At 66.4% G+C, this 14617-nt stretch carries 11 protein-coding genes; 7 read left to right on the top strand and 4 right to left on the bottom strand.

All coding sequences use genetic code 11. The annotated features are described in order from the left end of the window. Positions 1-44 precede the first annotated feature (44 nt). The 6 genes from RXV90_RS00985 to hflX all read left to right on the top strand — a co-directional run bounded on the left by RXV90_RS00985 (position 45) and on the right by hflX (position 8356). Positions 45-2285 carry a sensor histidine kinase NtrY-like gene (locus tag RXV90_RS00985; RefSeq protein WP_316646359.1) on the top strand — a complete coding sequence of 747 codons (2241 nt, stop codon included), beginning with the start codon at positions 45-47 and terminating at the stop codon, positions 2283-2285. A 21-nt stretch (positions 2286-2306) separates the two neighbouring features. Continuing rightward, complete coding sequence (ntrX, locus tag RXV90_RS00980) at positions 2307-3719, top strand: nitrogen assimilation response regulator NtrX (protein WP_316646358.1); 1413 nt, start codon at positions 2307-2309, stop codon at positions 3717-3719. A gap of 81 nt (positions 3720-3800) precedes the next feature. Next, positions 3801-5177, top strand: a complete 1377-nt coding sequence (gene trkA, locus RXV90_RS00975; RefSeq protein ID WP_316646357.1) for a Trk system potassium transporter TrkA — start codon at positions 3801-3803, stop codon at positions 5175-5177. Beyond that, on the top strand, positions 5177-6697 hold the full coding sequence (locus RXV90_RS00970) for a TrkH family potassium uptake protein (protein WP_316646356.1): 1521 nt from the start codon (positions 5177-5179) through the stop codon (positions 6695-6697). Before trkA ends, RXV90_RS00970 begins: the two co-directional genes overlap by 1 nt. Positions 6698-6824: 127 nt before the next feature. Further along, positions 6825-7058 carry an RNA chaperone Hfq gene (gene hfq / locus RXV90_RS00965; protein ID WP_316646761.1) on the top strand — a complete coding sequence of 78 codons (234 nt, stop codon included), beginning with the start codon at positions 6825-6827 and terminating at the stop codon, positions 7056-7058. Between the two features lie 29 nt (positions 7059-7087). After that, entirely contained in the window at positions 7088-8356 is a 1269-nt protein-coding gene (hflX, locus tag RXV90_RS00960; protein ID WP_316646355.1) for a GTPase HflX, read from the top strand. On the opposite strand, the gene RXV90_RS00955 is transcribed toward hflX, so the two are convergent. Both RXV90_RS00955 and RXV90_RS00950 read right to left on the bottom strand, forming a co-directional pair. After that, on the bottom strand, positions 8337-8939 hold the full coding sequence (locus tag RXV90_RS00955) for a DUF6778 family protein (protein ID WP_316646354.1): 603 nt from the start codon (positions 8937-8939) through the stop codon (positions 8337-8339). The two genes, hflX and RXV90_RS00955, sit on opposite strands and share 20 nt — an antisense overlap. 72 nt (positions 8940-9011) lie before the next feature. Beyond that, a complete protein-coding gene (locus RXV90_RS00950; protein WP_316646353.1) occupies positions 9012-11498 on the bottom strand; it encodes a penicillin acylase family protein in 2487 nt (828 codons plus the stop codon). Positions 11499-11578: 80 nt separating this feature from the next. On the opposite strand from RXV90_RS00950, the gene RXV90_RS00945 reads away from it, so the two are divergent. Further along, complete coding sequence (locus tag RXV90_RS00945) at positions 11579-12451, top strand: NAD(P)-dependent oxidoreductase (RefSeq protein WP_316646352.1); 873 nt, start codon at positions 11579-11581, stop codon at positions 12449-12451. A gap of 80 nt (positions 12452-12531) precedes the next feature. Here RXV90_RS00945 and RXV90_RS00940 read toward each other — a convergent pair whose 3' ends face one another. Both RXV90_RS00940 and RXV90_RS00935 read right to left on the bottom strand, forming a co-directional pair. Continuing rightward, the gene (locus tag RXV90_RS00940) at positions 12532-13953 is read right to left on the bottom strand and encodes a TRAP transporter large permease (RefSeq protein ID WP_316646351.1); all 1422 of its coding nucleotides are present in this window, start codon (positions 13951-13953) and stop codon (positions 12532-12534) included. After that, entirely contained in the window at positions 13946-14575 is a 630-nt protein-coding gene (locus RXV90_RS00935; RefSeq protein WP_316646350.1) for a TRAP transporter small permease subunit, read from the bottom strand. The genes RXV90_RS00940 and RXV90_RS00935 overlap by 8 nt, the downstream gene beginning before the upstream one ends. Positions 14576-14617: the final 42 nt, after the last annotated feature.

Here is a 14617-nt window from a genome sequence, read left to right as displayed (position 1 = left end):
GGCGTTAGGCGCAATTGCGCGCCACATCGGGTTGAGGGCTGTTCGTGGCAGGTGTCGCAGGACGAACAACATTTGATCGGCTGGTCCGGCTGCGCCGGGTACGTCGCGTCCAGAACGTCGCGACGTTCGGGCTCGTGCTGCTCGGGCCGCTTCTGGCGCTTGCCACCTTCCTCGTTCTCGGCCCCTTCGATCAGGGTGCCTCCACGCTTTCGCTGCGCCTCGTTCTTCTCGCCGATCTCGTCTACGTCCTCGTCCTCGCTGCCCTCGTCCTCGGCACGATCGCCCGGATGATCGCGGCGCGGCGCGCCCGGTCTGCGGGCTCGCGCCTCCACCTCCGCCTCACCGGGGTCTTCGCCACCATCGCGCTTGTCCCCACCGTCACCGTCGCGATCTTCGCGGGCCTCACCATCAACGTTGGCCTCGAAGGCTGGTTCTCCGACCGGGTGCGCAGCGTGGTGGGCGCCTCCATCGCGGCGGCAGAGGCTTACCAGGAAGATCACCGCCGCGATCTCGACACCGACGCCCGCTCCCTCGCGCGCTTTCTCTCCGCCGCCCGCGAGGCCGATTTCTTCCTGTCCGACAGCGAGTTACGGCAGCTTCTTACGCAAGGGCAGGGACTCATCCAGCGCGGCCTTCGCGAATCCTACGTGATCGACGGAACGGGCGAGATCCGCGCCAGGGGCGAAAACTCCTATCTCTTCGACTACGAGCACCCCGGCGAGGATCGGATCGAAGAGGCCCGCACCGGCGGCACCGTCCTGATCGAGGATCTGGAAAACCACGAATACCGCGCGCTCCTCCGGCTTGAAGGCTTCTCCGACCGCTTCCTCTATGTCAGCCGCGACGTCGATGGCCGCATCCTGGGCCTTCTCGACGACGCCGAGGAAACCGCGCGCCTCTACAATCAGCTTGAAAGCGAACGGGGCCGCATGGTCTTCGAATTCGGGCTTCTCTACCTTGGCTTCGCCGTGATCCTCATCCTCGCCGCGATCCTCCTCGGCCTATGGTTCGCCGAACGCCTCTCGCGCCCCGTGGGCCGTCTCGCGGGCGCGGCGCAACAGGTCGGCGCGGGCGATCTCGACGTACACGTGCGCGAAGAACAGGGCGATGACGAGATCGCCATGCTGGGCCGCGTGTTCAACCAGATGACGCGCCAGCTCAAGGGCCAGCGCGAGGCGCTTCTCGAAACCAACCGCAAGATCGAACGCCGCCGCCGGCTCTTCGATTCGGTGCTGTCCTCGGTCACCAGCGGCGTTATCGGCCTCGACGCCGACGGCACGGTCTCCTTCGCCAACCGCTCCGCCGAACGCATTCTGCACGAGGATGACATCCTGGGCCGCGCCCCCCGCCTCTCCGTCGCCGTCCCCGAATTCGGCCCGCTTCTCGAAAAGCTGCAATCCACTCGGGCCGAGGTCGCCCAGGAAGAGATCCGCCTGATCCGCGGCGGCCGCCAGGAAAACCTCCTCGTCCGCATGGCCACGCGCCGCGGCGCCGACGGCGCGCTCGAAGGCTACGTCGTCGCCTTCGACGACGTGACCGATCTCGTTTCGGCCCAGCGCATGGCTGCCTGGGGCGACGTGGCCCGCCGCATCGCGCACGAGATCAAGAACCCGCTCACCCCGATCCAGCTCTCCGCCGAACGCATCAAGCGCAAGTTCACCGCCGCGGTGGGCGACGAGGCCGACGCGCTCGCCCAGTACACCGACGTCATCGTCCGCCAGACCGGCGATCTGCGCCGCATCGTCGACGAGTTCTCGAAATTCGCCCGCATGCCGGAACCCGAGCGCCGGGGCGAGGATCTCACCCGCCTGATCCGCGACGCGGTCGTCCTCCAGGATACCGGGCTCGAAGACATCTCCGTCACCGCCGATCTGCCGGACACCCCGCTCACGATGGAAATCGACGCCACCATGATCGGCCAGGCGCTGACCAACATGATCAAGAACGCAGGCGAAGCAATTGAATCCCTTCGAGAAAAAGGCGCACCAGAAGGCCACCAGGGCCGCGTCCACGTCACGCTCGCCACTGACGACGAGGCGGCTGTCATCACGATATCGGATAACGGCATCGGTCTTCCGGCCGACCGTTCGCGGCTCTTCGAGCCATACGTCACGACCCGGGAAAAGGGCACAGGGCTCGGCCTCCCGATCGTAAAGAAGATCATCGAGGAACACGGCGGTACGCTCGCCCTCCTCGATGCGGATCCGGATCAAACCGGGCAAATCGGGGCAAAGGCGGAAATTCGCCTACCTTTACCCCTTGAGGCAAAAAACAATGGTACATGAGCAGAAAGGATCGAGGGAGTTATGGGCGACATCCTGATCGTAGACGACGAACGCGACATCCGTGAGTTGATCGGAGACATCCTGCGCGACGAGGGCCACACTCCGCGTCTCGCCGGCACCTCCGACGCCGCGATGGCTGAAATCAACAAGGAGCCGCCGGAGCTTCTGATCCTCGATATCTGGCTGAAAGACAGCCAGATGGACGGGATCGACATCCTCAAGACGGTGAAGCGCGACAACCCCGAGGTGCCGATCGTCATCATCTCGGGCCACGGCAACATCGAAATCGCCGTCGCCGCAATCAAGCAGGGCGCCTACGATTTCATCGAGAAGCCCTTCAACATCGATCAGCTTATGGTCGTCATCACCCGGGCGATGGAAGCCTCGCGCCTCCGCCGCGAAAACATCGCGCTGAAGCGCCAGGATGTGCAGTCGGCCGAAATGCTCGGCGCCTCGGCGGCCTTCAAGACGCTGAAATCCCAGCTCGACAAGGTCACCGCCTCGAACGGCCGCGTGATGCTCACCGGTCCCGCCGGCGCGGGCAAGGAAACCGCGGCCCGCTTCGTGCATGCCGGCAGCCCCCGCGCCCAGGCCCCCTTCGTCACCGTCAGTTCGGCCTCCATCGCGCCGGAGCGTATGGAAGAGGTGCTCTTTGGCCGCGAAACCCCCGAACGGGGCGTGGAATCGGGCCTTCTCGAACAGGCCCATGGCGGTTTCCTCTATTTCGACGAGGTGGCGGATATGCCGTCGGGCACCCAGTCGAAGATCCTGCGCGTCCTCACCGACCAGCAGTTCACGCGTGTCGGCGGGGTCGACAAGGTGCGCGTCGATATCCGCGTGATCTCGTCGACGAACCGCGATCTCGAGGCCGAGGTGGCGGCGGGCCGTTTCCGGCAAGAGCTGTATCACCGCCTCAACGTCGTGCCGGTCTCCGTCCCCTCGCTCGAGGAACGGCGCGAGGATATCCCGATGCTGGCCGAACATTTCGTCGCGGTCCTGAACCGCGAACAGGGCCTTCCGCTCCGCCCGATCTCGGAAGAGGCACAGGCCCTTCTCCAGACGATGCCCTGGCCCGGCAATGTCCGCCAGCTCAAGAACGTGATCGAACGGGTCCTGATCCTCGGGCCCGAGAGAGAGGCGATCACCGCCGAGGAACTGCCCCAGCCCGAGCAGAAAAGCGAAGGCGACGGGCGCATGGTCCTCGCAGGCGGCCTTGCCACACTGCCGCTTCGCGAAGCGCGCGAGATGTTCGAACGCGAATACCTGCTCACGCAGATCAATCGCTTCGGCGGCAATATCAGCCGCACGGCCAGCTTCGTGGGCATGGAACGCTCCGCACTCCACCGCAAACTCAAAAGCCTCAACGTCGTCACCTCGAACAAGTCGGGCGCCCGCATCGCCCATGTCGATGGCGAGGCAGAGGCAGCGGAATAGGCCCCACGGGGCCCATTGCCTTCCCGGGGGTGATTGTGGTCACACTCACCTCCGGAACGGTGCGGAACGCGGGACGGCGGAATGAAGGTCATCATCTGCGGCGCAGGCCAGGTCGGCTGGCAGATTGCGCGCCACCTCTCGGGTGAAGCGAACGACGTAACCGTCGTCGACAACAACCCCGATCTCGTCCGCCGCGCCACCGACACGCTCGACGTGCAGGGCATCTCGGGCTTCGCAAGCTATCCCGAAGTGCTCGACCGCGCCGGGGCCCGCGACACCGATATGCTGATCGCGGCCACCTATTCCGACGAGGTCAACATGGTCACCTGTCAGGTGGCCCATTCGGTCTTCGGCGTCACCCGCAAGATCGCGCGCATCCGCTCGCAAAGCTATCTCCAGCAGATGTATTCCGATCTCTACCGGCGCGATCACATGCCGATCGACGTGGTGATCTCCCCCGAACGCGAGGTGGCCGAGGCCGCGCTGCGCCGCCTGTCGGCCCCCGCCGCCTTCGACACGCAAAGCTTTCTCGACGGGCAGGCCCAGCTTCTCGGGCTCCACCTCGACGAGGATTGCCCGGTTCTCGACACGCCGCTCCGCCAGCTGACCGATCTCTTCTCCACCCTCCGCGCCATCGTCGTCGGCATCCGCCGCGGCACCCGGCTCTTCGCGCCGGAACCGGGGGATCAGCTTTTCGCCGACGATCAGATCTACGTCTTCAGCCATATCGACGATGTCGACCGCACGGTCGAAATCTTCGGCAAGACTGTGAAGAAGCAGAACCGCGTCGTCATCGTCGGCGGCGGCAATGTGGGCCTCGCGGTCGCCCAGGCGCTGGAAGCGCGGGCCGACCGGGTCCGCGTCAAGGTGATCGAGAAAAGCCGCGCCTGTGCCGAACGCGCCGCCGATGCGCTCGAACGCACCATCGTGCTTCACGGCGACGGGCTGTCGATGGAACTTCTGGCAGAGGCCGGGGTGGATCGCGCCGACGCCGTGCTCGCCGTCACCGATGACGACAAGACGAACCTTCTTGCGGCGGTCCGCGCCAAATCGGGCGGCTGCCCCTTCGCGATCAGCCTCGTGAACGATCCCACGCTCCTGCCGCTCATGGCTCCCCTGAAGATCGACGCGCATATCAACCCCCGCGCCACCACCGTCTCCTCGATCCTGCGCCACATCCGCCACGGGCGGGTGCGCGGCGTCTATTCGATCGGCGATGCCGAAGCCGAGGTGATCGAGGCCCAGGTGCTCTCCACCTCCACCATCGCGGGCAAGACGATCCGCGAAATCGACTTCCCCGAAGGCGTGCTCGTCGGCGCGGTGATGAAGGGCGACAAGGTCATCAAGCCCGACGGCAGCACCCGGATCGAAGAGGGCGACGTGATCGCGCTCTTCGCCATGGCCGCCGACGTGCCCGAGGTCGAGCGTCTCTTCCAGGTCTCGATCGACTTCTTCTGATGCTGGCGCGGCTTCTCACGCTGCCGCTCATCGTCCTCGTCATGGGGCTCGGCGCGGCGTCGATGTTTGTCCCGGCCCTGCACGCGCTCGTCACCGACGATCACCATTCGGCCCGCGCCTTCTTCTATTTCGCGATCCTGTTCCTGATCCTCTTCACGCTTCTGGCCATCGCCGTTTCGGGCACCACGATCCGGCGCCAGGGGCGCAGCCACCTGCTTGCGCTTCTGGCCACCTACACGATCGTGCCGGTCATGCTCGCCGTCCCGTTCTACGAGGCGGTGCGCACCACCACCTTCTTCAACGCCTATTTCGAAATGGTCTCGGCCCTCACCACCACCGGCGCCACGCTCTTCGTGCCGGAACGGCTGACATCGACGGCCCATCTCTGGCGCGCGCAGGTCGGCTGGATGGGCGGCTTCTTTGTCTGGGTCACGGCGGTCGCGGTGCTCGCGCCGATGAACCTCGGCGGCTTCGAGGTCAGGGGAAACGAGGCCGAGATCGGGCAGGGCGCGGCGGGCACCACCCAGATCACCCGCGTGGCCGATCCCTCCGAACGGCTCGCCCGCTTCGCCGGGCGGCTCTTTCCGGTCTATGGCGGGCTGACGCTCATCCTCTGGGCGGTGCTCTACATCCTGGGCGACACGCCGCTCGTCGCGCTCTGCCACGCGATGTCCACCATGGCCACCTCCGGCATCTCGCCCATCGGCGGCACCGTGGGCGCGGGCTCGGGCTTCGGTGGCGAGGCGCTGATCTTCCTGTTCCTGATCTTCGGCCTCAGCCGGCTCACCTTTTCCTCCGACGAACGCGCCGAGGGGGCGCAGTCGATCTGGAAAGACGAAGAACTGCGCCTCGGCCTCCTGCTCGTCGCGATCATCCCGGTCTTCATGCTCCTGCGTCACACGGTGGGCGCCCTCGAACTTCCGGGCAGCACCTCCTTCCTCGTGGTCGTCCAGACGCTCTGGGGCGGGGCCTTCACGGTCATGTCCTTCCTCACCACCACCGGCTTTGAAAGCGCGGCCTGGGAAGGCGCCAAAAGCTGGTCGGGCCTCGAAACCCCGGGCCTCATCCTCATGGGGCTCGCCGTCTTCGGCGGCGGGGTTGCCACTACGGCGGGCGGGGTCAAGCTTCTGCGCGTCCACGCCCTCTACAAGCACGGGTTGAGAGAGATGGAAAAGCTCGTCCATCCCCATTCCGTGGGCGGGGCCGGCCGCACCGCGCGCCGCACCCGGCGGCAGGGCGCCTACGTGGCCTGGATCTTCTTCATGCTCTTCGCGATCTCCATCGCAGGCGTGATGAGCGCCTTTGCCCTCGCCGGCGTCCCCTTCGAAGAGGCGCTCGTTCTCACCATCGCCTCGCTGACGACGACCGGCCCGCTGATCGACGCCGCGGCCAGCGAACCGATCGCGCTCGGCACGGCCGACCCCGCGGTGCGCGCGGTCTTCATCGCGGCCATGGTCGTCGGACGGCTCGAGACACTGGCGATCATCGCCCTTCTCAACCCCGATTTCTGGCGCTCCTGACGCAGTTACCCACAGGCTTCGACCCAAGCGCATGATTTTTAGGCTGGAATCCCGTCCGGTCTCGCCCCATAGTGGCGCCGCCGGCCCTCAGAAAGAGGCATCAGCAAGAATAAAGGCATATAATAAAATGGCTTCTGACAGACAGAACCTCCAGGACGCGTTTCTCAATCACGTCCGCAAGACGAAGGTCCCCGTAACAATCTTTCTCATCAACGGCGTCAAACTGCAGGGCGTTATTACCTGGTTTGACAACTTCTGCGTGCTATTGCGCCGCGACGGACAGTCTCAGCTTGTGTACAAGCACGCGATCTCGACGATTATGCCGTCGCAGCCCATCAACCTCTACGAGGGCGAAGAATAACTGACGCCAACGACGGGGCCCCGGGCGCCATGCGCGCCTATGTCCTGCACCCCGACATTCAGGCCTCCGCCAGCCGCCGCGATCCCGAAGCAGCGCTGGAGGAGGCCGTGTCCCTTGCCGTTGCGCTCCCCGATCTCACCGTCGCGGGGGCCTCGATCGTGCGCCTCCAGAAGGCGCAGCCGGGGATGCTCTTCGGCTCCGGCAAGATCGGGGAACTGAAGGCGCTGTTCGAGGCGGAAGAGGTCGGGCTCGTCCTGATCGACGGCCCCGTCACCCCCGTCCAGCAGCGCAACCTCGAACGCGCCTGGGGGGTGAAGCTTCTCGATCGCACCGGCCTGATCCTCGAAATCTTCGCCGATCGCGCCCGCACCCGCGAAGGCGTCCTCCAGGTCGAACTCGCGGCCCTCAGCTACCAGCGCACCCGCCTCGTCCGGGCCTGGACGCACCTCGAACGCCAGCGCGGCGGCCTGGGCTTCGTGGGCGGCCCCGGCGAAACTCAGATCGAGGCCGACCGCCGCGCCATCGACGAGGCGATCACCCGCCTGCGCCGCCAGCTTGCCAAGGTCGTGAAAACCCGCACCCTCCACCGCGCCGCCCGTGCGAAGGTGCCCTATCCGGTGGTCGCTCTCGTGGGCTACACCAACGCGGGCAAATCCACGCTCTTCAACCGCCTCACGGGGGCCGAGGTCATGGCGAAGGACATGCTCTTCGCCACGCTCGATCCCACCATGCGCGCGGTGCGCCTCGGCACCGGGGCCGAGGTCATCCTCTCCGACACCGTGGGCTTCATCTCCGATCTGCCGACCCAGCTCGTCGCCGCCTTCCGCGCCACACTGGAAGAGGTGCTGGCGGCCGATCTCATCTGCCACATCCGCGACATCTCCCACCCCGAGACCGAGGAACAGGCCGAGGACGTGCAGGGCATCCTCGCCGATCTCGGCGTGGACGAGGCGACGCCGGTTCTCGAAGTCTGGAACAAGATCGACGCGGTCGATCCCGATCGCCGCGCAACGCTCGAAACGATCGCCGCCCGCACCCCCGGCACGCTCACCCTCTCGGCGCTCACGGGCGAGGGGATGGAGGCGTTGCTTGCCGCCATCACCGAAACCCTGGACGACGAGCGCACCGAAGACACGCTCACCATCCCGTTCACCGACGGCCGCGCCCGCGCCTGGGCCTACGATCAGGGCATCGTCACGGGGGAAGAGCAGACCGAAGAGGCCTGGGTGCTCACCGTCCAGTGGACGGCCCGCCAGAAGAAACGCTGGCGCGACGAGATCAGCGGCCCAGAGACGTGAACTTCCGCCGCTGATCCGGCCCGATCCCCAGCCAGCCCTGGATCACCTGCGCGATGTGCCGCGTGATCCGAACCTTTTGCGTCCGGCCCTCCTGCGCGGCGATCAGCGCACCTGCGCCCACCAGTGCCTCCAGATCGGCCTCGATCAGCGTCGGCGGCGACAGCGGCACGGCGGTGTTGGCATCGAAGACCTGCACGGTGAACGAGATATTGTGCACCGCCGCGGGCGCCGAATTGATCGCGCGCGGCGTCACGGCATGGAATTCCTGCACCGTAACCCCGAAGATCACCGGGTTCGCGCCGGATAGCGGCGCCACGCCCTCGCGAACGCCGGCTTCCACGACGGTCGCCACCTGCGCCCGCCGGTCGCCCGCCGGGTCGCCGTGCCAGACGATATCGCCCCGCGGGGCCAGCACGTTCGCATCGTTGACGACAAGGGTGTCGGGCACGTCGACCTGCACGTCGACCACGCTCCAGTTCCGCGCAACATCCGCTTGAAGAGGTCCCTCGTAAGATGTGCTGAACCGGCCGCCACAGCCCGCCAGCAACAGCACCACAGCCACGCCGAGTGAGAAACGCAACATCTGTACTGCTCCCTTATATTTTGGGGCATTCTACGCCTGGAACCCAATCCGGAGTAGCCCGGCTGCAAATTATCAGGGCTGTCTGTTACCCCGGTGCGGCACGAGGCGCGTGACCCCCACCGCCGCGGCCCGCGCCAGCGTTTCTTCCAGCGACATCGGGATGTACTCGCCCCGCCGCCACAACTCGCCCAGATCGTCGTAATGCCGCGACAGCGGATGGCCCGACTGGCCGGTCGCGATGATGAAGACGCTGCTGTCGGGATCGGCCAGATCGTACACCCCGCGATACCCCGCGCCATGAACGTTCCGGAACGGCGCGTCGCCGGTGCCGGCGGTCAGCCCGCGCAACAGCGTGTTGTCCCCGCCCGAGGTCGACTGCCGGATGTTCACCACCCAGTCGAGCCCGGCGGTCGTCCCCAGAACCGGATGGGCATGAACCGCCTCGTGCGCATCCCCCCAGCGCAGCGAGGCAAGATCGTCGCCATACTGCTCCGCGATCCAGATCAGCGCATCGTCCAGCGCCTGCCGCGCGATCTCGACGCAGGTTTCGGTTTCGCTCGATCGCAGCACGTCGCACCAGACCGAGGCGCCCTCCACGTCGCGGAAGACGCGCTCGATGAACAAGGGCTCCACATGGGTGAACTCCGCCGCCAGCGTCCCGCCCAGCTCGTCGCGGATCAGCCGGTCCTGCAGCGCGCGCATCCAGGCGGCATAGATCAGGGGTTCCGGCAGATGCTCGTTCATCTCCCCGTTCCAGTTCGCCAGAAGCGTCAGCGCGTCCTGCCGCCGGCGTTCGGGCGTGCCCTCGGGCGCGGGATCGCCGGTAAAGAACAGGTCGCGCCCGACAAGCGGCAGAAGCGCGCGGGCCGAGAACGACACGGTATCAAGCTGCGCTTCCACGAAGCTGTCGCGCGTATGCACCTCGCGGCTCTGCATCAGGCCCCGCCAGCGCTCAACCCGCTGCGTGTCGCCCCAGTCATAGGTGACGTGGAAGGGGAAGGGCCGGTCGATGATCTTGTTGTTCGTGTTGCCAAGGATGCCGCCGTCGGGGTCGAGGAATTCAGGGTTCCCGCCATAGCTCATCACCCCTTGCCAGAGGTTCTGCTCCCGCCAGCCGGGCGTGGGCAGGCGCCCCCGGCTCTGATGCCGGACAGAACGGCGGGGCAGGGCGCCCACCACCTTCATCGCGATCCGGCTCCGGTCCGCCACCGTCAGATTCTGCGCGGGCGCCACATGGGCCTCGCCCGCGGCCAGCGCCTCTTCCACCGTCTCCGCCCGCATGATCCCCATGGCGGCGGTGACCGAACTGTTCCGCCCCGTAAGCGCGGTCCAGGCAAGCGCGGCCACATGGCCCTCGGGCGTGATCGTCGCGAGGTCATAGTGATGGCCGGGCAGGATCGGCCCGTTGGCCGACCAGCGCAGGGTCACCGTCTGCGGCTCGCCGTCCTTCACCTGGATGATCGAGGATCGCGTGCGCATCCGCTCCCAGCCCCCGGGCGCCATCACCTCTTCGGGGTTCTCGGGGTTCAGCCGCTCGATGACGATATCCTGATCGTCCACGTTCGTGGTGGTCAGCCCCCAGGCGATGTCGTCGTTCCGCCCCACCAGCACGGCGGGAATGCCGGGAATGGTGCCACCGATCACGCCGCCGCTCTGAAGTTCCAGCCGCGCCAGATACCAGATCCCCGGCGCATCGAAGCCAAGATGCGGGTCGTTAGCCAGAAGCGTGCCCCCGCTCGCCGATCGCGCGGGGCTTGCGGCCCAGGCATTCGATGCCCCCGCCATCCCCCGCGGACTGACGGGATCGAGCGGGTCGTATGCGGCGGGCGGGGCAAGGGCCGCGAACCGCGTGCCGGCGCCGGGCACAAGGGCGGCATAATCGGGCAGGGCGGCCACGCCCGTCCCCGGCGCGTCGGGCAGGATGTCCGACAGCCGCGCCTCGTCAAGCAGAAGCGACACCCGCGCCCGCAACACCTCGTCCTGAGCGGAATCGGTCAGGCGCAGCGCCATAAGCTGCGTCACCGCGATCGAATCCGCGGGCTGCCAGGGCGCGATCTGCGGCGGGAAAAGCCAGAATTCCGGCGCCCCGCGCCCGCGCGCGCCCTCGTTCACCGCGCCAAGCCAGGCATTCACCCCCGCCGCATAGGCCTCGAGTGCCGCGCGGGTATACTCGTCCTGCGCCGCCACCGACTGCACCGCCAGCGTGTAGAGATCGAGCCGCCGCATCAGATCGTCCACCCGGAACGTCCGCGCCCCGAAGATCTCGCTCAACCGCCCCTGCGCGGTGCGCCTGAGCGTCATCATCTGCCACAGCCTGTCCTGCGCATGGGCGAAGCCCAGGCCATAGTAGACGTCCGCGTCGCTTTCGGCGAAGACATGGGGCACGTTCGCATTGTCCCGCACGATCTCGATGGGGCCGCCCAGCCCCCAGACCTCGTGGGTCGCGGTGTAATCGGGGATCGAGCGCGAGGCGAACCAATACAGAAGCATCACCGTGCTGAGCGCCAGCACGATCACCGCGGTTACAAACCGCAGAAGCCATCGAAAGACACGTGCCACGTAGACCTGCTCGAGTTGACGGGGCGTTTGGGTCCGTTACTTAGGGGCCAGAATAGCGATTTCCGAAAAGGAGGAAAGCCATGGCGAAGGTTGCATTTCTCGGACTGGGCGTAATGGGCTACCCGATGGCCGGGCACCTCCAGAAGGCCGGCCACGATGTTACCGTCTACAACCGCACCGCGGCGAAGGCCGAAAAATGGGCCGGCGAATTCGGCGGCTCTCATGCGCCCACCCCGCGCGCGGCGGCAGAGGGGGCCGAATTCGTCATGGCCTGCGTCGGCAATGACGACGATCTGCGTTCGGTCGTCCTGGGCGATGACGGCGCCCTTGCCGGCATGGCCTCGGGCGCGATCTTCGTCGATCACACCACCGTCTCGGCGGCCGTGACCCGCGAACTCTACGCCGCGGCGAAAGACAAGGGCGTGGGTTTCGTCGACGCCCCCGTCTCGGGCGGCCAGGCGGGCGCGGAAAACGGCCAGCTCGGCATCATGTGCGGCGGCGACGAAGGCACCTATGCCGCCGCCGAACCGGTGATGGAAGTCTATGCCAAGGCCTGCAAGCGGCTGGGCGAAAGCGGCGCGGGCCAGCTGACCAAGATGGTCAACCAGATCTGCATCGCGGGGCTGCTTCAGGGCCTCTCCGAAGGGCTTCATTTTGGCGAAAAGGCCGGGCTCGACGTCAAGGCTGTGGTCGAGGTGATCAGCCAGGGTGCCGCCGGCTCGTGGCAGATGGCGAACCGCTATGAAACGATGGTGGACGATCACTTCAACCACGGTTTCGCCGTCGACTGGATGCGCAAGGATCTCGATATCTGCCTGCGGACGGCAGAGGAAAACGGGGCCAGCCTGCCGGTCACGGCGCTGGTCGATCAGTTCTACAAGGACGTGCAGAACATGGGCGGCGGGCGTTGGGATACCTCGAGCCTTTTCAAGCGGCTCAGGAACATCCCCTGACGGGGCCGGGCCGGGGGGCCAGCCCCCCGGACCCCCCGGGACTTCCCGGAGTATTTCCGCCAAAATGAAGGGGCGGGGGCCTAGAGCAGCCCCGGCAGCCAGAGCACGATCCCCGGGAACAGGATCAGCACGAAGACCGTCGCCACGTCGGCCCCGAAGAAGGGCGTTGCGCCCCGGAACACATCCTGCACCGAAATCGGCATCTTCGAATCCTGCGCCACGCCCGCCACCACGAAGCAGTTCAGCCCGATGGGCGGCGTGATCAGGCAAAGCTCCGCCATCTTCACCACGATGATCCCGAACCAGATCGCGCATTCCTCGCTCGTCATCCCGAAGGCGCTGTCGGCCCGGCTTACTCCCTCGCCGCCATTCAGCGCGATGATCGCCGGGAAGGTCACCGGGAGGGTCAGGATCAGCATCCCGATCGCGTCCATGAACATCCCCAGGACGACATAGACCAGCAGGATGCAGAGGAGGATCGTGTAGGGCGAATAATGCAGCGTCCCGATCCAGTCCGCGAAGACATCCGGCAGCCGCGCGAAGCCCAGGAAGCGCACATAGATCAGCACCCCCCAGATCATGGTGAAGATCATCACCGTCAGCTTCGCCGCCTCCATCAGCGCGCCCTTGAGCTGGCCCCATTTCATCCCCTGCCAAAGCGCCATCAGAAGCACCACGAAGGCCCCGAGGGCGCCGGCCTCGGTGGGCGTCGCCCAGCCGAAATAGATCGAATAGACGATGATGAAGACCACCACGAGGATCGGCAGCGCGCCGGGCAGCGAGGCAAAGCGCTGCCCCCAGGTGAAGCCGGTGATCCGGGGGCCGAGACTGGGCCGCACCTTCGCCAGCCCGATCACCAGCCCGCCATAGATCAGCGCCGAGACGAGGCCGGGCAGGAAGCCCGCCAGCAGAAGCTTGCCCACCGACTGCTCCACGATGATCGCGTAGATCACGAGGATCGCCGAAGGCGGGATCAGCGAGGCGAGCGTGCCGCCGGCCGCCACGACCCCCGCCGCGAAGCGCTTGTCATAGCCTTCGCGCAGCATCTCGGGGATCGCGATCCGCGCAAAGACCGCCGATGTCGCGACCGAGGCGCCGGAGACTGCCGCAAACCCCGCCGTCGCAAAGACCGTCGCCACCCCAAGCCCGCCCGGAAGCCAGCCCACCCAGCGTTTCGCCGCCTCGAACAGATAGCGCGTCAGCCCCGCGTAATAGGCAAGATATCCGATCAGGATGAAGGTCGGGATCAGCGACAGCGCATAGGTCGTCGATTTCGAATGCGGCACCTGGCCGGCCAGCTTCATCGCCGTCACCAGCCCCCGGTCGAACCCCTGCTTCTGCATGAAGAACAGGCACAGCCCCAGGAACCCGATGAAGGCCGTGGCGAAAGCGACCCTGACCCCGATCACCACCAGAATGATCAGAAGCCCCGACAGCCAGAGCGAGAGGTTGAAGATATCGACGCCCTCGAGCAGCGCCTTCATGTCGATGAGATTATCCATCGGCGCCCTCGACCGTCTTCGCTTCCTTGTTGGCCAGCGTCGCCGCATCCTCGATCAGCGGCACCGCCACGGGGCGCTCCTCGCCGGTCCGAAGCGCCCGGGTATAGCCCCAGAGCTGCAGCGCGAGCCTGATCCAGAGAACGCCCAGCGCAAACGGCACCAACAGCTTCGCGGGCCAGAGCGGCAGCGCGATATCGATCGAGGAATCCCGCGACCAGAGCGGGGCCGACCAGTCGAACGACCGCGCGAAGTGAAACCAGGTGCCATAGATCAGCGCCGTTGTCAGGATCAGCATGAACAGGATGCCCAGCCATTCCGCCAGCCACAGGGTGCGCCCCCGAAGCTGGCCCATCAGGATATCCATGCGGATATGCCCGCCCTCGCGCTGGCAATAGGCGAGACCGAGGAAGGCGAAGACGGCCATGAACTGCTGCGTCCAGTCGACATAGCCCGGCACCGGCAGGCCCGCGAACTTCCGCCCCAGCACGTTGGCGACCGCAAGCACCACGAGGGCGAAGATCACGATTCCGCCCAGAAGGTTCAGGAAGGCCTCGAGCTTCAGCCAGGTCCGGTCTGCCCGCGACAGGGCGCTCTCGTCGGTCAGAACCGAAGATGAGGACATGCCCAGACCCCCGTTCGTGTTAGTCTTCTTGTCCGATGATCC

Source organism: Ovoidimarina sediminis, from assembly GCF_032586175.1.
Classification (GTDB): Bacteria; Pseudomonadota; Alphaproteobacteria; order Rhodobacterales; family Rhodobacteraceae; genus Ovoidimarina; species Ovoidimarina sediminis.
The sequence above is the reverse complement of the archived record's forward strand: the minus strand, read 5'-3'. Positions and strand labels throughout refer to the sequence as shown.